Origin of the sequence: Humibacter sp., assembly GCF_051954055.1 — a bacterium.
Classification (GTDB): Bacteria; Actinomycetota; Actinomycetes; order Actinomycetales; family Microbacteriaceae; genus Humibacter.
Genome location: NZ_JBQCIE010000126.1, coordinates 30,933 through 53,222, shown reverse-complemented (window position 1 = coordinate 53,222; position 22,290 = coordinate 30,933). Strand labels below are relative to the sequence as shown.

Genomic DNA, 22,290 nt, shown 5'->3' with positions numbered 1-22,290 from the left:
AGGGGTGCACCATGGGCGAGCCTGACCACGGCGACACCGCAGAACAGAGCCGGGAGACGACCGCCGGCGCCACGAGCCGCGACGAGCAGGGCCTGAGCATCGAAGGCTTGAACAAGGTGCTCGGCGGACGCACGATCATCGACGACCTCAACCTGGCGGTGCGGCAGGGGGAGCTGGTGTCGCTGCTCGGGCCTTCCGGATGCGGCAAGACCACGACGCTGCGCATGATCGCGGGGTTCCTGACCCCCGACAGTGGCTCGATCAAGGTCGCGGGCAGGGATGTCACGAGGCTCGGGCCGGAGCGTAGGCCGAGTGCGATGGTGTTCCAGAACTATGCGCTCTGGCCGCACATGACGGTGTTCAAGAACGTCGCCTTCCCGCTACGCCTGCGCAAGCTGCCGCGCGCTGAGGTCACCAGCCGGGTCGACCACGCGCTGGAGCTCGTGAACCTGCTGCACCACAGGGACTCCAGGCCGGGACGCATCTCGGGCGGTGAGCAGCAGCGTGTTGCGCTGGCCAGGGCGCTGGTGCAGGAGCCGCAGCTGCTCCTGCTCGACGAGCCGCTCAGCAACCTGGACGCCAAGCTGCGGGTCAAAGTGCGGGAAGACATCCGCGAGCTGCAGCAACGGCTCGGGATCACGACCGTGATCGTGACGCACGACCAGGACGAGGCGATGTCGGTCTCCGACCGGATCGCCGTGATGAATGCCGGCCGCATCGAGCAGTACAGCACCCCGGCAGAGCTGTACGCCCAGCCGCGCACCACGTTCGTCGCGACGTTCATCGGAGCGATCAACATGGTCGAGGGGTCGCTGCGCGACGGGATGATCGTGCCGGGCGATGAGACGACCGCCGTTCGGCCCGAAGACGTCGCGTTCCACCGCGAGCCGATGCCCGGTGGCGTCGAGGCCGTGGTCGAGCGGGTCATCCCGCGCGGGCACTTCAACGAGCTCGTTTTGCGCCGGTCGGATGCCACGCTGCGCGCGTACGTCTCCGGCGAGGCGCCCGCGATCGGCGAGAGCGGATACTCGCGCATCGTCCGCGCCCTGCGCTATGAGGACGGCGTGCTTCAGGCCGGCACGGCCGAGCCGGCACGCGAGCGCGTCACGGTGAACGACGGGGCATCCACCCGATGACGGCGACCGGGCTGCGCGTGCGGGCGTCCGCGCACCGCGGCGACTCGAGTCGGTACCGAGAAAACACGTTGCCGGCGATCCGGTCGGCGATCGAATCCGGCGCCGGGTTCGTGGAGATCGATGTGCGCGTCACCCGCGACGGACACGTGGTCGTGGTGCACGACCCGACGTTCGAACGGCTGTGGGACCTCCAGCAGCCGGTGGCGGAGACGACGTGGGATCAGGTGCTCGCGCTCGGCGATGCGGACCATCGCCCGCCGTCGCTCGCCGAGGTGCTCGGCCTCTTCGACGGCGCAGACTCGACGCTGCTGATCGACATGGATGACGCATCCTTCGCCGCTCCCGCTCACGCGGTGGTCGCGGCGACGGCGCCGGTCGACGCGTCCATCGCGTGGTGCGGCGATCTCGGCGGCATGCGCACCATCAGGGCGCTGGACCCCGACGCGCGCATCTGGATGCCGTGGAGCCGCACGACCGCGCCCACCGATGATGACCTCGGCGACCTTCGACCGGAGTGCATCAACACGCCGTACGCCGTGATGTCTCCGGGACTCGTGGGCGACATCCACCGACTCGGGCTCGACGTGACCGTGTGGACCGTCGACGACGACGCGGTCATGCGCTGGGCGATCAGAACAGGAGTGGATACCGTGACCACCAACCGGCTCGGCCGATTCCAGACCATCGCGGCGGACGTCGAGGACGGGTCGGGTACCGCGGGCGGGAGAGCAGCGGATACCGCAGAGGAGCTCGAGCGCGCCCACGCGGTCGCTCGATCCTTGGCCGAGTGGGCGGTGGAGTTCACGAGCGGCGCAGACCTCGGAACGATCTCGACGAAGCGCGATGCCGCCGACCTCGTCACCGAAGTGGACACCGCGGTCGAGCGGCAGGTGCGCGAGGTCATCGGCGCGCAGTTCCCCGATCACGACTTCGTCGGAGAGGAGTTCGGCGGCGAGGAGCGCCGCGGTGTGCCGTGCTGGTATCTCGACCCGGTGGACGGCACGGCGAACCTCGCGAACGGCGTGCCGTGGAACGCGTTCTCGTTGGCCCTCGTGGTGGACCACGAGCCCGTCGTCGCCGTGGTCGCCGACCCGTGGCGGGGCGACGTCTTCGACGCGAGGCGGGGAGCAGGGTCGCGGTCGAACGGGCATCCGCTTCGTCTCGCGGATGTGGCACCCGAAGGCGACCCTCTACGTGGGCGCATCGTCAGCACGGAGCTGGCGAACCAGCATCCGTGGCCCGGCATGCTCGCCCTGCTCCGCCGGCTCGGCGATCGCTACTGCACCATGCGGATCATGGGCTCCGGCACCCTCACGCTGACCGGCGTCGCCGCCGGCCGCGGTGTGGGCGCGGTGATCGGCTCATTCGGTGCGGTGGATCACCTCGCGGCGATCCTCATCGTGCAGGAGGCCGGCGGAGTGGTACTCGGTGAGGACGGGTCGCCCACGTCGTTCCCGGCATCCGGAGGCGTGCTCGCGGCCGCACCGTTCGCCGCCGACGCGCTCTACGCGGAGTGGAAGGCGTCGATCGCGGAGGAACAGCCCGCCGGTTGAGCGATGTCCGCAGCACCCGACCAGGATGCCGCGGACACGCTCATGCCGACTGCCGCGACCTATTGAGCCGCGAAGGCGAACACGTGGATCGATGCGTTCGACGGCAGCGTCACCGACGCGATGGTCTTTCCGGAGTCCAGCGGGATCGAGTTGTAGAACACGCGGTAGGCGTACGCGGAATCCGCGTAACCGCTCGGCGTGTTCCTGCCCTGCGTGGAGATCGCCACCTGGGAGCCGAACTCGGTCGCCGAGGAGAACGACCAGTTGGGGAACCCGAGCTGGCCCGTCGACGTGGTGCCATCGGTATAGGTGACCGTGACCGTGTCTTGCACGTCGCCCGCCTCGGATCCGAGGAACGCGAGCTTACTGCCCGATCCGCTCGCTTCGATGGTCTGTCCAGCGGCTTCGACGTTGTCATTCGTGCCAGCCGCAGCGTTCGGCCATGCGAAGGTCGCTCCGCCGAAGGTGATCGTGCTGCCCGGGACGACACCGGCGGCCTTCAGCTGCTCGGCCGAGAAGCTGTTGCCGTCGCCGTCGAAGTTCCCCACCGTGTAGTTCGACAGGTCCGTCACACCGACGTTGTTGAAAGCTGCAGCGAGGTTGGGATACGGCACATTGCTGAACAGATCGTCGACGCCGGTGACGGTCGCGGTCGTGCTCTCCGCGCGGTAGGTGACGGTCGCTGTGAGCTCATCCGTGTGCGGTCCGGGCGGCGGAGTCGGGCCGGTCACCGTGAACGACTCGGTCGCGGACCCTCCCGGGCGGATGAGGTGAGCCGTCGCCGGCGACCCGGTAACGGTCCATCCCGAGGGAACGGCGAGCACGACATCCGCCTCGTTGATCATCGTCGGTCCGTTGTTCGTCAGCGTGACGTCGACGGCGCGGGCAGCACCGGCATCCGCCGAGCCATTCGTGAACGACAGCGAGACCGCCGGGGCGAGCTTCTTGCCGGCTCCGCGATGCACCCGGTACATCACCGTGCCGTGAGCCGGGACGTCGGCGGAGATGACGCCGTTTGTCACCGATTGCTCTCCGGTGACCAGCTCGGTGAGCGTGAACGGGCCGGATCCTGCGAGGCCGACCGTGGCAGCGGTGGTGCTGATCGTCTGGGATGACGTCCCCTTGTTGAAGAGCACGACGGAGACGTCTCCGTTGGCGAGCGGCTTGGTCAGCACGTCGTATCCGGTGCCCTGCTGAACGATGTGACCCTGCACGCCGAGTCGGTCCTGATCGACCGCGATGATCCGGTCGTTACCGAGCACCTTCAGTGCCTCGGGCGACAGTTTCGTCAGGTCTGTGCTGCTGATCAGCGGCGCAGCCATTTCCGCCCACAACGACATCTGGCTCTGCATCTCCGTCGTGCTCAGGCCGGAGTCGCCGGCGAGCAGGAAGTCGGGGTCGTTCCAGTGCCCGGGACCGGCGTACTGCCCGAGCGGCTCGTTGTACGAGTAGTTGTACGCGATCGCGCTCCACTTCGCTGCTGCGCTCTGCTGGCCGAGGGCGGTATCGGCCCCCTCTCGCCAGAGGTTGGCCACCTTGCTCGATGCTGAGATCACGGCCTGCCAGTCGGATGTGCCCTGGAAGTAGGCGGGCGCGGAGTCGGAGAATACGATCGGCCTGCCCGTGTCGACGAGTGCCTGGCTGAACTGGTTGTACGCGTCGATGTATGTCTGAGCCGCGGTCTGGCCCGCAACGGAAGGAACGTTGCAGCCGTCCAGCTTCACGTAATCGACGCCCCACGAGGCGAACGTGTCGGCATCCTGCTTGTAGTGACCCCAGCTGCCGGGGTAACCACCGCACGTGTACGTGCCCGAGTCCTCGTAGATCCCGAACTTCAATCCCATCGCATGCAGCTTGTCGCCGACGTACTTCATGCCGTCCGGAAAGGTGGTGGGATTCGCGACCAGGACGCCGCTCGGGTCGCGGGACTGCATCCAGCAGTCATCGATCGTGACGGTGTTGTAGCCCTTCTTCGCCAGGCCGCTCGAGACGAGCGCCGCTCCCTGGTCCAGGATCAGCTTCTCGTCAATGTTGCACTGGTAGTAGGACCAGTCGTTCCACCCCATGGGCGGGGTGAGCGCCAGACCGTTGTATGACGACGCGGTTGCGGTTGCGGCGCTCGAACTCGGCACCGTCGCGGCCATCACCGCATTCGGGGCTGCCAGCAGTCCGGCAGCTATGACCGCTGCGCTCGCAAGCGCGGCAGTACGACCCTTTCCCATGCGATCTCCATTGTTCGTGTGGCCCCCAAAAGGAGGATGCTTCACACACTAGGCCCGCAACGTCGTGACTGGAAATGGGGAAAAGCGGTCACTTTCACTCAATTTGGTGATCGAATTATCAATCAGCGCGATCGGAACCATGGTGTGGTGCCGAACGTCAACCCCGGCCAGGAGCCGCGTCAACCCATGGGATTCTCGGAAGCCATCTCGTACGGTGGGGTGCTGACCCGGAGGTGACGCATGCCCGAAGGCGGCGATGTATCGCCGATCGCGACGCTGGCGGCGCGATATCGTCTCGGCGAGGTACTCGGCCGAGGCGGGATGTCGACCGTCTACCGCGCGTGGGACGAGAAGCTCGAGCGATCGGTGGCCGTCAAGGTGTTCGCCTCCGACGAGCCCATCGCCGCCGACCGCGAGCGCAGGCTTCGCGAGGCGCACGTGCTCGCATCCGCGAGTCATCCGCATCTGGTTACGCTGTTCGACGCGGAATGGCCGGTGTCCGGGGACGCGGGGCAGCCCGCCTTTCTCGTTATGGAACTCGTCGAAGGCGAGTCCTTGCGCCATCGGATCGACCGTGATCCATCGGATCCCGATCTCGCACTGCGCGTGTGCAGTGATCTGGCCGGTGCGTTGACCCACTTGCATGAACGCGGCATCGTGCATCGTGACGTCAAACCGGAGAACATCCTGATCGAAGATGCGCGCGGCTCGATAAAGCTCGTCGATTTCGGCATAGCGCAGCTGGGCGGCTCAGAACGGATCACGGTAGCCGGAATGGTTCTGGGCACCGCCGCGTACCTCAGCCCCGAGCAGGTGTCGGGCGGCGAGGTGGGCCCACCGAGCGACATCTACTCGCTCGGCCTTGTCGTGCTCGAGTGTCTGACGGGTCACCGCGAGTATCCGGGATCCGCCCCGGAAGCCGCCGTGGCTCGCCTCGCGCGCAGCCCCCTGATTCCATCCGGCCTGTCAGAGGGCTGGCGCGCGCTGCTCGTCGCCATGACGGAGAGGGATCCGGCCAGCCGGCCCACCGCGACCCAGCTCGTGGACTCCGTCGACTCACTGGTCAATCGCGGCGAACTGCCTGTCATTCGCGACCTGCCGACCGCTGTCATGAGCACCGTGCCCACGGTCCCCATGATCGTCGAGCCAGTGCCGGCGGAGCACGAGCTCACGGGCGAGACCGTCGTGATGGCCCCTTTCGTTCCCGATCTGGACGAGACGGAAGCGCCGACATCTCCTACGAGCGCGTCACCGCGTAGACGGCCCCTTGCCGTCGGGATCGCCGCTGGGCTGGCCGCCCTCGCCATTGCGGGCGCGGTCGTGGCGTGGACATCCTTGAGCGGCCAGCCCCATCCAGGTGCGCACACGCCCGTGCCGACCGTTGTCATCACGACCGTGCGAACGGCGACACCGACGCCGCAACCGAGCGACACCCAAGGGCCCGCCCCGGTGAACAACCCGCCGGGGAACGGCAACGGGAACGGTCACGGCAACGGCAACGGCAACGGCAACGGTCACGGGAAGGGGAACAGCGGCACGAAGGGCAACGGCGGGTGACCTGCCGGGTCAGCCCTGGTCCGCTTCCAAATAGAAGACGTCTTCGTTCTCGGTCTGGTTGAGCGCGTGCACGGTGGGATCGCTATCGATGATCGGCACCTGCGCCTGGATCGTGTCATGCGACACCGTCTTCCAGGTCAACGGCATTCGGTTGCCGAGGAGATCCACCCGATCCAGCGACTTCACGTCGTGTACATTGCGCAGTGTCACGGTCATCATCGGAGTGCCGAAGTCGAGGTGGATCGTGTCCCCGGTCGACTGGTCCTCGAAGATGTCGGCCTGGTTCTGTCGTTTCATGTCGATGGCGAGCACGATGCGCTTGCCGTCGATCAGGAATCCGTTCGCGGTCGACAACGCCTCGTTCATCTCCGGTTTGAGGCCCGGATCCGTGCTGAAGCTGTCGTAGGTCGTGGCCTTGGCCCCGTTCAGAAGGCCGGCCAGGGTGACGAGCGTCTTACCCTTGGTCGACAGTCCGTCACCGCTTCGCAGGGTGCGGTTGTATCCGAAGGCTGCGGGATCGTTGGGTGACCAGTCGGCGAAGTAGATCAGCTTGAACTGGTCGGGGTTGTTCCCTCCCTTCGACAGCGCCCAATGGAACACCCGCGGGTAGATGTCGGCGATGAACTTGTCCTCCGTTGTGAAGCCGAGTTCGGTCTGCCAGATCGACGGATGCTTGATCCCTCGTTTCTGCGCTGCTGCGTACAACGTCTGCATGGTGCCGATCGGCATGTAGTGCATGTCATACACATCAACTGACTTCCAGGCGTGCCACTTGTCGAGCAGTGCGATGTACTCGCTCAGCGGTGCTCCGCAGATCCATCCGCCGTAGACCAGCTTCATGCCTGCGTCGTGCAGCACCTGCGAGGCGGGGAGCTGGATGTCCTGCATGTACTGATCCATGCCGCCCTCCCAGAAGCCAGACCCCGGGTACGCCTCGTTCCACACCTGGTAGTAGGTGATTCCGAGCGGTTTCAGAGTGTCGACCGCGAGCTTCACGAAGTTCTTCCAGTCGTCGATGTTCTGCGGAGGGGTGCGACCGATGCTGGTCTGCACGGTCGTGTCGGAGAGCACTTTGCCCGACGCATCTTTCGTGATGAGCTCGCGGATGAAGTTGCCGCCCTGGGTGCCGGTGACCGGACCGTACTCGTATGTGTTGCCGTGGAACTCGTAGGAATAGCCCGTGCGGTTCGCCGCCCACGGAGCGGTGTAGTCCAGGACCGGCAGGATGGTCACCCCGTGCGCCTTCGCCTCGGTGAATTGCTGCACGTACTTCGCCAGAGCTGCTTGGTCGACCTGCCCCTTCGACGGTTCGACGGTTCCCCAGTCGAAGTCCTGTCGGTCCCACTGCATGCCTGCTACGAGCCCTGTCGTCGGACCCTGGTTCACACCGGCGAAGGCGCGGAAGGGCTCGTTGATCACGTAGGGCAGGTCGGAGACCGAACTGGGCGCTCCGCCCTTGCCCACGGCCACTGCTTTGATGTCGGTGTCGGCGCTGATCGTGATCGGCTTGCTGTAGACGGACGCGGTCGCGGAGCTGAGAGGATCGCTGCCATCGGTCGTGTAGCGGATGCAGGCTCCCGTCGTGGTGGTCGACAGCGTCACGCTCTTGCCTGCATCGATGGCTCCGACCGCCGGCGACGAGGTGACGTCCGCCGCTGGCGGGTTGATCTCGGAGGTGACTGTCGCCTTAAGCTTGCCGGCGACCCACCACGTCTGCACCGAATCACTCACGAACAGGATGTCGTCACCCTTAGCGGCGGTGAAAGTCTTGTCGAACGACGTCGAGGTGCCCGTGTACGAGAAGAGTTCCTGGAACGGGCCGGAGATGCTGTCGGAGCTGCCGTCGTGCGCCAGTAGGATCCGGAAGCGGCCACCGGGCGAAGTGAACGACCCACTGATGTGAACGGGCTTTCCGTCCGCTTCGTCGGGGACCGTGTACGTCTCGGAGATGGGTCGCCAGTCGGTACCGATCGAGCCATCCGCCTTCACGTACCAGGCATGCTCGGGCTTCGTGACATCGAGCGCCCACTCATCTGCCGCGAAGACGCCGGAGCCGCCCTTGTGGAGCATGCTCACCGTGTTGTCCGTGTTGACGGCCTCGTACGACCACTTGCCCGGTAACACCGCATTCGAGTCGAGTTGATAATCGGTCACGTTGTCCGTCGTGGGATTCGGCGTCGTCGGCGGACAGTCGCTCGGACTGGCAGTGGCCGCCGCAGTCGCGCGGGTAGCACTCGCGGGTGCCGTACTGGCCCCCGAGACTGCCTGCGCCGCGGTCGGAACCACGAGAGCGCCGAGCGCGAGCATCGAGGTCATGAGATAGATCGAGCGCCTCTTCATGGGCGAACTCCCTCGTTCGAATCGGATGTTGCGTAGGGGTGGCGGGTGAGCGTGAACGCCGTTGGTCAGGGGGTGAGAATGCGATCTGCGAAGTCGAGGAAATGGGCCCAATCCTCAGCGACCATGCGATGAGAGCCGGCGCGCAGGTGGTAAGAGAGCCGATCGCCCACTGAAGTGCCGGGATCAGGGGTCGGAATCCGTACCGCCGTCGATGGGCAGACATCCATTCCGGGAGAAGCATCACCGGGTAGGAGTGCCCGCGCGCCGAATGACTGGAACAGGCGGCTGGAATGGACGACGGCGAGGAACTCACCGCGAGGGTCGGCCCAGCGATCCTCGGTAGCGCTGGCGACGTGCACGGCGCGCGGTGCGATGGATGCCAGTAGCTGGTGCTGGTCGACGGGTAGCTCTGCTTCCCGACCCGCGTAGTCCCGCAACGTGGAGATGAACCAATGCGGGAACACCTCGGCGATGGATGCGAGGCTCTCGCCGCCGGGATGACGGAACAAGGACGCGCCGGCGCATCCGGAGTCATTGGAGACGGCGGCGACGAACCGCTCATCCTGCGCCGCGGCCCACAAGGCCGCTTTGCCCAGTCTCGAGTGGCCCACACCGATGACGGCGTGCGCGTCGACATCGGGCGCGAGTTCGAGGGCGTCCAATGCGCGAGACAACCCCCACGCCCACATGCCCACGACGCCCCAGCCTGCGTCGTCTCCGAAAAGGGAGCCGACACCGGGCGCGCGGTCGAATGGGCGGTCCTCTTCGATCTGGGAATTGTGGGCCGTCGCCAGCCCGTATCCTCGCTTCACGATCTCGCGTGCCGGCCACATCTCCGCGTCGGAACCGATCGGCGCATTCGCATCCAGAACGACCCGATCGATCACTCGAACGCCTCGCCCCCCGGGTTCGTGTTCCACCACCGCCTCTGAGCGTCGAGCCGTGTCGACCCGCAATCCGGGTTCCGACGTGGTCGCCTGGTTGCCGTTGAAGTTCAGCCCGAGGAACACGGGAACCGGCCCGCGGACGCCTGCCGGCAGGTGAAGCAGCAGGTCGAAGGTGTGGGTTCCACGCGGGCCCTCGACAGTCAGCTCGTACTCGCGGCGCAGCGCCGTGCCCCCGAGCGCCGCGCACTCAGAGATCAGCGTCGACGAACGTAGGCCGCCTCCGGCGGGCGTTACCCCGTACACGGTTGCCCCGAGCGCGTCCACGAGTTGCGTTCGCCGACGCCGCCACGCCTGGGCCCACTGCTCGGCGGTCGATCCTGTCGGAGCGTCGGACCATAACGACGGCAGCGTGGATCGGGAGTATGCCAGATCGAGAGGATCCTCTGCCAGGGTATCGATCACCATTCGGCGAATCCTCCGTCCGCGGCGGTCAGAATGGGCGAGTTCTCTGCAGAAAGGTCGCGACGCTCGTCCACAGCTTCGCGAACCAGGTCTTCGTCCACGGCAACGCCCAGTCCCGGTGCCGACGGCGCCTCGATGTGGCCGTCGTCGAATCGGAAGGGCGTCGCCGCGATGAACCGCCACCACGGGTGCCGGCCCGGCTCGTGCACGTCCAGTGGCGATTCCTGGATCAGGAAGTTCGGAATCACCAACGCCACTTGAAGGCACGCGGCGAATGCCAGGGGGCCAGTAGCGCAGTGCGGAGCGATGTGCACGCCGTACAGGTCGGCGAGCGCGGCGATGCGTACGACCTCGCTGATGCCGTTCGCGTGGGCGAGATCCGGCTGGAGGACGGCGATGCCCGAACCGACCACATCGCTGACCTCCCAGCGATCGTAGAGCCGCTCCCCGGTCGCTATGGGGATCGTCGTTGACGCGCAGATCCGCGCGATTTCCCGCTGCAGCTCCGGTGGCTGCGGCTCCTCCACGAAGAGAGGCTGGATCGGCTCAAGCCTGTCCAACAGTCGTCTGGCTCCCGGGATGGAGAAACGGCCGTGCAGGTCGAATGCCAGATCCACCCCTGCCCCGACGGCCTCGCGGGTCCCCGACCACTTCTCGAGAATCCCGTCGATGACTCCGGGGGACTCGAGATGACGAAGCGGTGCAGGCGGCGCGGTCTTGAGTGCGGTGTATCCAGCGGTCACCAGCTCTTGAGCCCTGGCGATCATGGCGTCGGCCTCACCGTCCGGCACCGATGTGTAGACGCGTACCCTGTCTCGTGTCGGGCCGCCGAGCAGCTCGTGCACGGGAACCCCGAGCGACTTGCCCTTCAGATCCCAGAGGGCTTGATCGATGCCCGCCACAGCCGATCCGAGAACCGGACCGCCGCGGTAGAACGCGCCCTTGTACATCCGTTGCCAGAGCAGTTCGATTCGTCTCGGATCGGCACCGAGCAGGATCGTCGAGAGCTCGCCTATCGCAGTCGCAACCGTCGCTGCCCTGCTTTCCAAGGTCGCTTCGCCCCAGCCGGAGAGGCCGTTGTCGGCACCGATCTTCACTAGGAGGAAGCGCTGAGAGACGCGGAACGTCTCCACCGAGGAGATGCGCATGTCAGCCCTTCACCGCACCGGAATTGCCGGCCGCTTGCAGGATGTCTCGCTGGAAGACCATGAACAGCGCGACGGGAACGAGCACCGACACGAAGAGCACCGCCATGAACTGCGCAAGCGGCATGTTGTGGGAGAACGACGGCAGTACGACCGAGATCGGCTGGGTGGCGGGATCGGGGAGGGCTAGCAACGGCCAGAGGAAGTCCTTGTAACTCGCTATAGCCGTGAGCAGCGCGACGACGCCGATGACGGGGCGGGAAAGCGGCAGAACGAGTGAGAAGAAGATGCGGAACGGCCCTGCACCGTCGATGCGTGCAGCCTCGAAGATCTGGGGAGGGATGCCCGCGAAGAACCTCTGCACAAGCAGGATGCTGAACGCGTTCGCCGCCGCCGGGAACCATACGGCGGGGTAGGTGCCGAGCAGGTTCAGGTCGTTCATCGTGAGGTAGAGCGAGACGAGCGAGATCACTCCGGGGATGAACAGCGTTGCCAGCACTGCGATGAAGACCGCCTTGCTGTACTTCGGCTTCAGGATCGCCAACCCGTACCCGCCGGTGGTGGCGACGATGAGGCCGACGATGGTCGTGCCGCCGACGGTCCACAGGGTGTTGAGGAAGTACTGGCCGAAGTTGACCTTCGTCCATGCCTCCACGAAGTTCTCCCAGTGAATGCCGCTCTGCCAGAGCGAGAACGGGTTCGCCAGAATCTCGTTCGATGTCGACGTCGCCGCCTTGAACAGCCAGAGCAATGGCCCGGCGCACGTCACGGTGATGCCGACGAGAACCAGAACGGTGCCCACCCAGACCACTGCTCGAACCACCGGACGTCGGCGATCGAGAGGCGAGATGATGCTGCGTTCGCCGGCCTCGAAGACTTGGCGAGGCGCACGCCGTGGCCCCGACTGAAGGTCCGCTGCACGGGTCATGATGGACTCCATCGTCGAGTGAGGCGTAGATAGACGAACGACAGGATGCCCAGGCCGATGGCGAGCAGCACGCTCAGTGCGGTCGCCATGCCGTAGTTCCCTGCCACGAAGGCGTACTTGAAGATCAGCATCAGCAACGTGAGGGTGTGGTTCTCCGGTCCTCCGCCGGTCATCACATAAGGCTCGGTGAAGACCTGGAAAGTGCCGATCAACTGCAACAGGAGCAGGATCAGGATCACGCCGCGCATCTGGGGAAGCGTGACGTGCCAGATCCGCTTCCAGATCCCGGCACCGTCCACCTCGGCGGCATCGTAGAGCTCGGTCTGAACGCCCATGATGGTCGCGAGATAGACGATCGTTGCCGTGCCGAACGACGCCCACGTCGCTTGGACGACGATCGAGGGCATCGCGAGGCCCGCGCTGTTGAGCCACGGCAGTGGTCCGAGTCCGAACCAACCGAGGATCGTATTGAACACGCCCTGTGCGCTCGGATCGTAGAAGGTCTGCCAAAGCAACACCGCGACGACGGGCGGCAGGATGACCGGCAAGTAGACGAAGACGGCCGCAAGTTGTCTGGATCGTCGCAGTTCGCCGATGGCGATGCCGAGGAACAACGGCACGGGGAATCCGATGACGAGGGCGAGCACGGTGAACCACGTTGTGTTGAGCAAGGCCGTCGGCAATAGCGGATCGCTCAGCACGCGTGTGAAGTTGTCGAACCACACCCATTGCGTGGAGATGAAGTTCGTCTGCTCCATGCTCAGCGGCAGGGATCGCAGGATCGGCCACCAGCTGAAGAGGGCGAAGACGACCAGCATCGGAAGGAAGAAGATCAGCGTCGAGAGGCCACCGGAGCGCACCCACCGGCCGATACTGATGCCTGTCGTCCGCGGCTGCTCGCGCCGCGCGACCGTGGCCGCCGGTGCGGCGGCGCGCGGAGTCGAGCGTTGCGCAGCCGCTTGTGGCAGATCCGAAGAAGTGATTCGAGTCATCGCATGAGGCTCCTACGAGAAGAGAGGGCCGCCCCTGCTGGGGCGGCCCCGAGGAGATCAACCCCCGTTGACCGCCGACTGCACCTGCGTCTGAGCGCTCTGCAGCAGCGAATCGATGTCAGTGCCCCTATTGGTCAACACGGCCTGAACCGTGTTGTCGAGGATGCTGTACACCTGTTGCGCCTGCGTCATCGGCTCCGGAACGAGCGGCAGTGTCGTGCTGGAGTCGAAGTAGGCCTTGTAGTTCTGGCGTGGCACGTTGATCTCGTCCTTCACCCATGACAGGTACCGGCTGTTGGTGGAGTCATCGAACAGCTGAAGGCCGGGTGCGCCCACAGCTCCACCGTCCGCGACGGTGGCTTTCGCCGTCGTGACGGCGGTGTTCTTGTCGAAGTACTGGTGGTAGTAGATCCAGTCGACGAACTTGAGGCCCGCGCTGATCTGCTCCTTGGTCGCCTTCGGGTTGAAGATCGCGATGGTGCCGCCGCCGAGCGTTCCAAGGCCGTCGCTCGCCTGAGGTAGCGGCGCGAGGCCGAAGTCATCCTTGCTCATGCCATCGGTGACGACCGTCGTGGAATAGGCATCCGAGCCATTCACCAGCATGCCGACGTTTCCGGCAGCCATCTGCTTGAAGACGTCGTCCTGGTTGAGCAGGAAGTTGGAGCCGAACGAGTTGTCCTGCCAGCGCATCTGCTGGTACATCTCGAGTGCCTTCTTGGTGGCGGGGTTGTCGACGGTCGCCTTCTTGCCGTCCTTCGACTCGATCGTGTGGCCGAAGGCGTAGCTCATGGTGGTGAGCGACCAGCCACCCGTGTTGTTGGTGGTCATCGTCATGTAGCCCTGCTTGCCGGTCTTGTCGGTGATCGCCTTGGCGTCGGCCCGCACTTCGTCCCACGTGGTCGGCGGCTTGTCGGGATCGAGTCCGGCCTTTGTGAAGAGGGAGCGGTTGTAGATCAGCGCCATCGAGTACGCGCCGACGGCGGCACCGTACGTCTTGCCGTTTGCCTGAGCGACCTTCTCCACCGTCGGATTGACCTTGGATGCCTGCGGGTCGGCCTTGAACTCGTCGGTGATGTCCGCGACCTGGCCTCGTGCGATCAGGGACTGGATGTCCGTGAACGGCACGAAGAACACGTCCGGCATCTTGCCCGACGCCACGAGCGCCTGGAACGTCTGAGCGTTGTAGGTCGTCGTGCTCGGCTTGACCGTGATGTTCGGGTTGGCCTTCTCGAATGACGCGAGTTGCTGCTTGTAGACCTTCAGCGCGGCGGTCTGATCGCTAGTGGGCTCGTTGGCGACGGTGATCGTCACCTTGCCACCGGCATCCGATCCGCTCGAACTGCAACCGACAAGGGCGACTCCGGCCAAGGCGAGAGCGGTGATCGGCGCAAGAGTTCGCCGAATCGCTTTTCTCATAATGTCCTCACTTCGTTGTGTTGGTGGTGCTCGGTGAAGCCGACCGCGGGTCCCGGTCGGCGGAGGGGCTATGGTGCGATGAGTCCGCCGTCCAGCCCACGGACCTTCGCTGCCCACGCGTCGTGCCCGGACAGTTCTGGTGGAAAGCGCGCCGCGGCAGCTTCGTCGAGGTCGATGCCCCAGCCCGGCGCGTCGTTGGGGCGCAGCCAGCCGCGTTCGATCCGGAGGGTTCCGGGGAAGACGTCGTGGACGGCATCCGGATACTCGTGGCCCTCCTGGATGCCGAAGGCGGGGCTCGTCACGTCGAGGGTCACGTTCGCGGCGGCCCCAATGGGCGAGGTATCGCCCGGACCGTGCCACGCCGTGCGCACGCCGACGAGTTCGGCGGCCGCGGCGACCTTGCGCGCGGGGGTGAGACCGCCCAGATCGGAGACATGCGAACGGATGAAGTCGACTCCGCCGTGGAGCACGAGCCGTGCTGCATCGGTGACCGAGGTGGTCAGCTCGCCGACGGCGAGCGGAACGGGAGAGTTCTCGCGCACTTCGGGCAGACGGTCCCAATGCTCGGGCGGGAGTACGTCTTCGAGGAAGAACAGGCGGTACGGCTCGAGGGACCTGGCCAGAACGACGGCTTGCTTCGGGGTGAGGCGCGAGTGCACGTCGTGCAACAACTCCAGCCGTTCGCCCAGCCGCTCCCGCGCGGCCTCGAAGAGTCTGGGAACGGATGCCAGGTACTCCGAGACCTGCCACCCTTGGGGATAAGGCGCGTCCGGGTCGGTCACCAGGCGCGTCGGGCGGGCTCCGTAGTGTCCAGCGCCCGATGCCCCGACCTGGATCCGCACGTGTCGCAGCCCTCGGTCGCGCAGCAACTCGGCTTGGTCGAGCGCCTGCTCGATGGTGGCCCCCTCCGCGTGGAGGTAGGTGTCGGCCGCCGCGCGCACGCGCCCGCCGAGCAGCTCGTACACCGGTAGCCCGGCGCGTTTGCCCGCAATATCCCATAGGGCCTGATCGAGTCCGGAGATGGCGTTGTTTCCGACGGGTCCTTCGCGCCAGTACGACGAGAACCGCGCCAAGCGCACGAGGTCTTCGATGTCCGCAGGATGCCGCCCGACGATCAGACGGGCGAGGTGCTCCTCGACGTAGGTCACGACCGCACGCCAGCGCTGAGTGAACGTGGCGCACCCCAGACCGTAGAGGCCATCGTCGCTCGTGGTCACCTTCACAACCACGAGGGGGATACCGCCCGGTGCCGTGGCGATCGCCGTGACACCGGTGATGCGCAGCTCGTCGCGTGCGGGCCACGGCTGGGTGAATGAAGTCAGCTCATCGAGCATCATCGCGTCACCTCCGGGACGAGCTCGGGGTCGACGTCCAGCGAGTGGCGAGGCGTCCAGCCCAGAAGCTCGCGGGCGGACGTCGTATCCACGAGAGAGGACCGCCCCGGGAATCGCTTCCGCCGTTCCACGCCATGGGCGTAGCGATCCAGCAGAGTCTCAGTGGCGATCGGGAGCCGCGTGGTTTCGGCGGCCAGCAGCGCCACGCGAGCCCCCGTGAACGGCGCGACGAGGCCACGCACTATCGCCTCGATCGCGTCGTCGAGCACGAGATACGACCATCCCTCACGCCCGAGCCTCGCGATCTCGGCCTCGTTCGCGAGCAATTCGCGGTTCGCCTGCACAAGCGTCTCTCGGTTCTTCACCAGTGGAAGCCTCAACGTGAGAACATCCACTCCCCATCGGCTCGCCGCCCAGCGCGCGGTGTACTCGTCGGTCCATTTCGAGAGCGAGTAGGCGTCGTCGTGATCGACCGGCATATGTTCGTCGAGCGGGAAGTACGCCGGCAGCACGTCGTGATGGTTCATGGGGACGCCGAACGCGTTGATCGATCCCGCGACGACGATGCGGTCGATGCCGGCGGCGCCGGCGCGGTCGAGCACCGTGAACGTGGCAGAGGTGTTTCGCACGAACACCTCGCGGGCAGGTGCGAGGCCCGGGTGCGCGATCGCGGCGAGATGGACGACCGCATCGACGCCTTCGAGCGCGTCGGCGACGGCACCCTCGTTCGCCGCGTCGGCGGTGATCGTGCGAATCGCCGCGGTGGGAGCCGAGAAGGTGAGGCCGAGGGCGGTCACCATCACACCCGATGCAGTCAGCCGGTCGACGAGGGCACCGCCGATGTTTCCGTCGGCACCGGTGACGAGCACGTGGCTCGGCATCGACCTGTCGGCTGAGTGGTTTGGATGTGCCAACTGAGATCTCCACTGATCGGGAGTGCGAAACCGCTTTCGCACCTGCTGCTGACACCTAAGCACAGCCGTTGCGGGAGTGTCAACAGTGCAAGTGGAAGTGGAACGGATGCGACGGCAGACGACGTTGAGAGACGCCCTGTGGCCGCATGCCTGAGGCTCGTTTCGGCGAAGGGTCAGCTCAGAGTGGAGGGGCCGACTACGAGCGAGGGAGCCGTGTAGTGCTCTCCGGGGATGCGTTCCGGTGTCAGCAGATTCGCTGCGGCCAGCCGACCGAGCTCCATCAGTTCAGGATCGACCGACGTCAGTTGCCGGGTTCCGTTTTGGTCGACGACCGTCCCCTCCCAGTTGTCGACGCCGACGAGTGCGACATCGTGAGGAACGCGAATGCCTGCTGACGCACACGCTTCCATGGCGCCCAATGCAGTGTGGTCGTTGCCGCAGAACACCGCGTCGAACTCGGCCCGAGAGGCGATCAGCTCCATCATCGCCTCGGCGCCTCGCTGCCTCGTCCAGTCACCGTAGACGACAGGTATCGAGGGGTCGAGACCCGCCTCGGTCAGGGCATCCACCATGCCTTCGCGCCGTCGATCGGCGGCGATGCTCGATCGTGGGCCAGTGATATGGGCTAAGCTCGTCTTTCCGATGTCGATCAGGTGTTTTGTTGCGATGTAACCCGCTCGTCGGTTGTCGGGCAGATACATCACGTCCTCGGCGTCACTCGACGCGGTGAAGACGTAGGTGACCGGTACGTCGAAGTAGTGCGTGACGGATGGTGAGACGTGCTCGTGGCCGTCGCCGATGACGAGCAAGCCGTCGATGCGGCGAGCCTGCAGCTCTCGGATGCTGCCGGTCATCGCCTTGCGCTCGCTGATGTCGCTGTCGTAGACGAGCGCCGCCTGATTCTGTTCGCCGAGCTGCAGCACCGCCCCGACGATCACCGGTCGAGCGAACGTGTTCTTCGCCCTATGGGTCAGTACGCCGATCGTTCCACTTCGCCCGGAAGCGAACGATCTTGCGAGCGCATCGGGTCTGAAGTCGAGTCTGTCGGCCGCGGCGCGCACTCGGTCACGAGTCGCCTGCGAGATGCGCGTGCTTCCGTTCAGCGCCTTGGAAGCGGTCGCCAGCGAGACGCCGGCAACCGCCGCGACGTCGCTGAGGCGAACACTTCTCCCGGTTGGCACGCCCAGAGCATATCGCCCGCACGGGAGATCGGAGCGCAATCGGGCGGCGATCGACGGGCTTCGATGCGAAACCGGTTTACCTCGCCGTGTGATGGTCGTCAGCGGTAGAAACCCTCCCGGAGGTTGATGCCGTGCTCCACCCACGCCTTGAGTGCCGCGAGCATCCCGGTCCAGCCTTCGCAGTTTCCGAATGCCGCTTTGGCGCCGTCGGCGGTGGCGCGCCAGGTCTCTTCGGTGATGGTGACGAGGGTTCGCGTGTCGTCGTCGAGCGGTTCGAACTCGAAGGTCGTGCGGGTTTTGCCGTCGTCGCGAGTGGAGGAGCGGGCATCCCACTCGATCACGATGCGGTGCGGCGGGTCCGCCTCGAGAACGGTCACGGGGAAGCGACCGGGAAAATCGTGGAAGTCCCACGTGACCTCTTGACCGGGCTCGAGGCGGCCGTGCGCCCCTCCGGTCGTGAAGTAGTGCGAGAGCTGCTCAGGATCGGCGACAGCCGAGTAGACCTCGGCGCAGGGACGCGAGACGCGCCCGGAGACGGTGAAACGCAGTTCGGAGAGCGAGTCGGTCTCATTCACGTGATAGTTTTATCACATGTCGCGAGAGGGGGAAAGCACGCCGGATGACGACCTCGTCTTCAAGGCACTCGCCTCCCCGATGCGGCGAAGGATGCTCGACGTGCTGAAAGCCGGGACGCGCACAACGGGCGAGTTGTGCAGCGCGTTTCCGAGCGTCGATCGCACGACGGTGCTTCAGCACCTGCGCGTGCTCGAGCGGGCGCAGCTCGTGGAGGGCCGCAGCAGAGGGCGGGAGCGGTTGCTGACGCTCGCGCCCGTGCCGATCAAGCGGATCTACGACCGCTGGATCAGCGAGTATGCACGTGCCGCGGTTGAGCTGCTCGACGCGCTCGACGAGTGATGGTGGGTCAGTTGACTATGACCGCGCCGCTTGTCGCGCGCCGTTGCATGCGGCGTGCTGGACATTGTCGTCCAGTAGCTAAAGCCACTCGGCCACACCGCCATGCGATGAGCAAGTTCCCCGTCGCGATTGACTAAAGCTGTAAGAACCGTCGACGCATCTGGCTGTCGCGCCGCTGGGTACAGTCGCTGACGACTCTGGGCGACAGATCGTGTTGCCAGCGCTATTGACGTACGTCCCGTTCGTGCAGGTGGGGGCAGCCGGCGCTACATAGGTTCCCAATGTCGTCACCTGTGTCACAGGGGCGGTAGTGACAACGTCGCTCTGGAGCACGCGGCTTGTCTCAACGCCGTCCGAGTAGGTGACGAGGTATGTCTTTGTCTCGACTCCATCGACCCCAGCAGTTGTGATCGAGGAGGTGCCCTGCGCCAACGATGAGCTCTCGACGGTCGTGGACTGGAATGGGATAGCGCTGGTCTCGTGGATGAGCTCGGTGGTAATTACTGGTGTCGGCGTTGGTGTCGGCGTTACGAGAGGCGTCGATGAAGTTGGAACCCGACCGGTTACACCAGTCGGTTCGGTCACGATCGGGTGCGCCGCTCCGTAAGCCGCTGAAGAGAGCAGAATCACCAACGCGATTCCCGCGCCAATAGCGCCGGCAGCGCGAGTCCGAGGCAATCTAAGCCACGTGCGGCGCCGGAAGATCAGACCATAAATAGCGGTAACCAGCACGACAAGTGCGGTCAGGACGAGCATCGGCCACACGCCGCCCGATGCCAAGCCGATGAGGGCCAAAAGCGCGGTGCAGCCGATCCCGATCCATGTCGTAACGGGCAGTTTGCGAATCCAGCCCAACACACTCGGCGGATCGAATGACGACGGAGTCGGCATGACGCTCTCCATTCCGATGACGGCTCCTAAGCATGAAAGGCCCGTCACCAGATGTCTCGCCCCAGTTAAGGGGACGGGTCTCGAGTGCGGCGTTCGGTGCGAATGCGCGAGTACGAAGCTTCGAGTGGTCGAGAGATTGCGGCAGCTCGCCGTGAAGCGAACGATTGCAGCTCACATAGCGCGGAGGACGAGTCTCCGGGCTCGCGACGAACACCTGTGTCGCGAACCCAGACAACGGCGGAGGATGGGGGATTCGAACCCCCGAGGGCTTTCACCCAACACGCTTTCCAAGCGTGCGCCATAGGCCACTAGGCGAATCCTCCGGGCGGCCGCCGAAACGGCCTGACGAGAATCCTACCCGACGCCCGGAGCCGCTCCGTCACGCCGAAAGCACCGGCAACTGCATCCGTTCAGGCGACGGGCGCGGTCGCCACCATCACGTCCATGCGTCCGCTCTGCACGACCTCGTCACGCTGGTTGCGGAGGGTGAGCATCCGTTCCACGATCCCGTACCGGCCCGAGCTCGTGACACGCGTCGAGAGGATCTCGACCGTGCACGTCACGGTATCGCCGATGAAGATCGGCGCGGCGAACTTCCACTGATCGATACCGAGCAGAGCGACAGCGCTTCCTTCGAAGACGCCGGTTCTCGCGATCAGACCAAGACAGAGGGATGCCCCGAGCATGCCATGCACGATCCGCTGGCCGAAGCGGGTGCGCCCCGCGAACTCCGCGTCGGTGTGCACCTGGTTGTTGTCGTTCGTCCAGGAGGCGAACGACATGACATCCGCTTCGGTGATCGTGCGTCCCGGCGTGACGAACACCTGGCCGGCGTGAAGATCGTCCAGGTACAGCGTCATGCCCGTTCCCTTCGTTCGACGGATGCTCCACGAGCGTATCGCTGGCCCAGTCGTGACCGGCAGCCGGCGCATACGATTCAATCGAAGAAAACTTCGAAACTCAACACTAAACGTGTGATAGATTAGTCGTATGAAGGATCTTCTCGACGCGGTGCAGACATCGTTGGATGCGGTGCGGCATGCGTCGGGTGATCGAGAGGTTTTAGGGCTCGCTCCCGGTGATCTGGTCGCGGTGGGCGACGCGTTGGGGCGATTGAAGCGCGCGGTGGACGCAGCGCTCGTGCCGGTCGCGGCGGAGATCGCACGCCAGTCTCGCCCAGAGCTGGGCAGTGACTCATTGGCGAAGCGGCAAGGGTTTCCCAGCGCGGGCAGAATGATCTCGACCACCACCGGCACCAGCGTCGGCGAAGCGATCCGACTCGTGGCCGTCGGCGAGGCAACCGCTCCACGCACTTCGTTGAGCGGGGAAGAACGTCCGGCGAAGCATCCCCATGTCGCGGCTGCGGTCCGTGCCGGGGCGATCGGTACGCTGGCCGCGTCGGCGATCATCACGATGCTTGACAGGGTGGCTGTGCGCTCTGACGCTGAAGCGCGGGAGGCCATGGAAGCCAGACTGGTGGAAGCGGCGCCCGGGCTGACACCCGACCGGCTTCGCGTGCTGATCTGCCGCGGCGAGGCGCTCTTGGACCCCGACGGTGTGCAGCCCCGGGAAGACGAACTGCGAGCAGACCGGCAATTGTCGATCCGTCAGGAGCGCTCCGGTGCCATCGCAATCAGCGGCCGGTTCGACCCGGAAACCGGAGCGCCGATCGTCGCTGCCGTGGAGGGCATCATGACAGGGATGTTGCGCCGACGTGAGGACGGAACGAGCGTCGCCGACGCGGATGACCGCAGCGTCGCGCAGATGCGTGCGGATGCCTTGTCCGAGTTGTGTCGGCACGGCCTGGGCTGCCAAAGCGTGCCGACCGCGCCGAGTACCACCGTGGTGGTGCGGATGAATCTGGCTGATTTGGAAGACGGCACCGGCTACGGCACTATCGACGGCATCGCTCAGCCGGTCTCGGTGTCGACCGTACGACGCATGGCCGCCGACGCGCAGATCATCCCCTGCGTGCTTGGAGGGGAAAGCGAGATCCTCGACTGGGGCCGAGCAAAGAGATTGTTCACCCCAGCACAGAAACTCGCCCTCACCGAACGCGACGGTGGATGCGCGTGCTGCGGGCTCCCACCGGCCCTCACCGTCGGCCACCACCTGTTGTGGTGGAAACGAGACGCCGGGCCCACCGACCTCAACAACGGCATCCTGCTCTGTACCAACTGCCATCACCGTATTCACGACGATGGCTGGGACATCCGCATCGAAAACCCGCGGGCCAAGGTCGATCGAAGTCACACAGGGTCGAGACCGCTGCACACCCGGGCCCGGGTCTGGTTCATCCCGCCTGCCTGGCTCGATCCCAGCCGCACTCCGCGCCTCGGTGGCAAGGCGCGATACGACCTCACCGCATGAGCGTGACCGCTGTATACGGAGGGGCCGTGAAGGGCGGCGTGCGCAGT

At 65.5% G+C, this 22,290-nt stretch carries 18 protein-coding genes and 1 tRNA gene; 5 read left to right on the top strand and 14 right to left on the bottom strand.

Annotated features, from left to right (window positions below):
* Positions 1 to 11 precede the first annotated feature (11 nt).
* Both ACTHNC_RS16800 and ACTHNC_RS16795 read left to right on the top strand, forming a co-directional pair.
* Positions 12 to 1,136: an ABC transporter ATP-binding protein gene (locus ACTHNC_RS16800; protein WP_440295767.1), complete on the top strand. Its 1,125-nt coding sequence runs from the start codon at positions 12 to 14 to the stop codon at positions 1,134 to 1,136.
* Positions 1,133 to 2,689 carry an inositol monophosphatase family protein gene (locus ACTHNC_RS16795; RefSeq protein WP_440295766.1) on the top strand — a complete coding sequence of 519 codons (1,557 nt, stop codon included), beginning with the start codon at positions 1,133 to 1,135 and terminating at the stop codon, positions 2,687 to 2,689. Before ACTHNC_RS16800 ends, ACTHNC_RS16795 begins: the two co-directional genes overlap by 4 nt.
* Before the next feature lie 59 nt (positions 2,690 to 2,748).
* Here ACTHNC_RS16795 and ACTHNC_RS16790 read toward each other — a convergent pair whose 3' ends face one another.
* A complete protein-coding gene (locus ACTHNC_RS16790; RefSeq protein WP_440295765.1) occupies positions 2,749 to 4,911 on the bottom strand; it encodes an NEW3 domain-containing protein in 2,163 nt (720 codons plus the stop codon).
* 240 nt (positions 4,912 to 5,151) lie between these two features.
* On the opposite strand from ACTHNC_RS16790, the gene ACTHNC_RS16785 reads away from it, so the two are divergent.
* Positions 5,152 to 6,468, top strand: a complete 1,317-nt coding sequence (locus tag ACTHNC_RS16785; protein ID WP_440295764.1) for a serine/threonine-protein kinase — start codon at positions 5,152 to 5,154, stop codon at positions 6,466 to 6,468.
* 9 nt (positions 6,469 to 6,477) lie between these two features.
* On the opposite strand, the gene ACTHNC_RS16780 is transcribed toward ACTHNC_RS16785, so the two are convergent.
* From ACTHNC_RS16780 to ACTHNC_RS16735, 10 genes are all read right to left on the bottom strand, one after another.
* On the bottom strand, positions 6,478 to 8,808 hold the full coding sequence (locus ACTHNC_RS16780; protein WP_440295763.1) for a chitobiase/beta-hexosaminidase C-terminal domain-containing protein: 2,331 nt from the start codon (positions 8,806 to 8,808) through the stop codon (positions 6,478 to 6,480).
* 65 nt (positions 8,809 to 8,873) lie between these two features.
* On the bottom strand, positions 8,874 to 10,160 hold the full coding sequence (locus tag ACTHNC_RS16775; protein ID WP_440295762.1) for a glucuronyl esterase domain-containing protein: 1,287 nt from the start codon (positions 10,158 to 10,160) through the stop codon (positions 8,874 to 8,876).
* The gene (gene dgoD, locus ACTHNC_RS16770; protein ID WP_440295761.1) at positions 10,154 to 11,305 is read right to left on the bottom strand and encodes a galactonate dehydratase; all 1,152 of its coding nucleotides are present in this window, start codon (positions 11,303 to 11,305) and stop codon (positions 10,154 to 10,156) included. The genes ACTHNC_RS16775 and dgoD overlap by 7 nt, the downstream gene beginning before the upstream one ends.
* 1 nt (position 11,306) lies before the next feature.
* A complete protein-coding gene (locus tag ACTHNC_RS16765; RefSeq protein WP_440295760.1) occupies positions 11,307 to 12,104 on the bottom strand; it encodes a carbohydrate ABC transporter permease in 798 nt (265 codons plus the stop codon).
* Positions 12,105 to 12,226: 122 nt separating this feature from the next.
* Complete coding sequence (locus ACTHNC_RS16760) at positions 12,227 to 13,222, bottom strand: carbohydrate ABC transporter permease (protein ID WP_440295759.1); 996 nt, start codon at positions 13,220 to 13,222, stop codon at positions 12,227 to 12,229.
* A 57-nt stretch (positions 13,223 to 13,279) separates the two neighbouring features.
* Positions 13,280 to 14,638 carry an ABC transporter substrate-binding protein gene (locus ACTHNC_RS16755; RefSeq protein WP_440295758.1) on the bottom strand — a complete coding sequence of 453 codons (1,359 nt, stop codon included), beginning with the start codon at positions 14,636 to 14,638 and terminating at the stop codon, positions 13,280 to 13,282.
* Between the two features lie 68 nt (positions 14,639 to 14,706).
* On the bottom strand, positions 14,707 to 15,972 hold the full coding sequence (locus ACTHNC_RS16750) for an enolase C-terminal domain-like protein (protein ID WP_440295757.1): 1,266 nt from the start codon (positions 15,970 to 15,972) through the stop codon (positions 14,707 to 14,709).
* Entirely contained in the window at positions 15,972 to 16,853 is an 882-nt protein-coding gene (locus ACTHNC_RS16745; protein WP_440295756.1) for an NAD-dependent epimerase/dehydratase family protein, read from the bottom strand. The genes ACTHNC_RS16750 and ACTHNC_RS16745 overlap by 1 nt, the downstream gene beginning before the upstream one ends.
* A 206-nt stretch (positions 16,854 to 17,059) precedes the next feature.
* On the bottom strand, positions 17,060 to 18,067 hold the full coding sequence (locus ACTHNC_RS16740; protein WP_440295755.1) for a LacI family DNA-binding transcriptional regulator: 1,008 nt from the start codon (positions 18,065 to 18,067) through the stop codon (positions 17,060 to 17,062).
* A gap of 98 nt (positions 18,068 to 18,165) precedes the next feature.
* A complete protein-coding gene (locus tag ACTHNC_RS16735; protein WP_440295754.1) occupies positions 18,166 to 18,642 on the bottom strand; it encodes an SRPBCC family protein in 477 nt (158 codons plus the stop codon).
* Positions 18,643 to 18,658: 16 nt separating this feature from the next.
* Between ACTHNC_RS16735 and ACTHNC_RS16730 the strand changes: the two genes are divergently transcribed.
* On the top strand, positions 18,659 to 18,982 hold the full coding sequence (locus tag ACTHNC_RS16730; protein ID WP_440295753.1) for an ArsR/SmtB family transcription factor: 324 nt from the start codon (positions 18,659 to 18,661) through the stop codon (positions 18,980 to 18,982).
* A gap of 78 nt (positions 18,983 to 19,060) precedes the next feature.
* Here the strand turns inward: ACTHNC_RS16730 and ACTHNC_RS16725 are convergent, their stop codons facing one another.
* The 3 genes from ACTHNC_RS16725 to ACTHNC_RS16715 all read right to left on the bottom strand — a co-directional run bounded on the left by ACTHNC_RS16725 (position 19,061) and on the right by ACTHNC_RS16715 (position 20,733).
* Positions 19,061 to 19,738: a DUF3761 domain-containing protein gene (locus tag ACTHNC_RS16725; protein ID WP_440295790.1), complete on the bottom strand. Its 678-nt coding sequence runs from the start codon at positions 19,736 to 19,738 to the stop codon at positions 19,061 to 19,063.
* A gap of 373 nt (positions 19,739 to 20,111) precedes the next feature.
* Positions 20,112 to 20,196: transfer RNA gene (locus tag ACTHNC_RS16720), tRNA-Ser, on the bottom strand.
* An 87-nt stretch (positions 20,197 to 20,283) separates the two neighbouring features.
* On the bottom strand, positions 20,284 to 20,733 hold the full coding sequence (locus tag ACTHNC_RS16715; protein WP_440295752.1) for a MaoC/PaaZ C-terminal domain-containing protein: 450 nt from the start codon (positions 20,731 to 20,733) through the stop codon (positions 20,284 to 20,286).
* Positions 20,734 to 20,863: 130 nt separating this feature from the next.
* Between ACTHNC_RS16715 and ACTHNC_RS16710 the strand changes: the two genes are divergently transcribed.
* Positions 20,864 to 22,243 carry a DUF222 domain-containing protein gene (locus ACTHNC_RS16710; protein WP_440295751.1) on the top strand — a complete coding sequence of 460 codons (1,380 nt, stop codon included), beginning with the start codon at positions 20,864 to 20,866 and terminating at the stop codon, positions 22,241 to 22,243.
* Positions 22,244 to 22,290 lie beyond the last annotated feature (47 nt).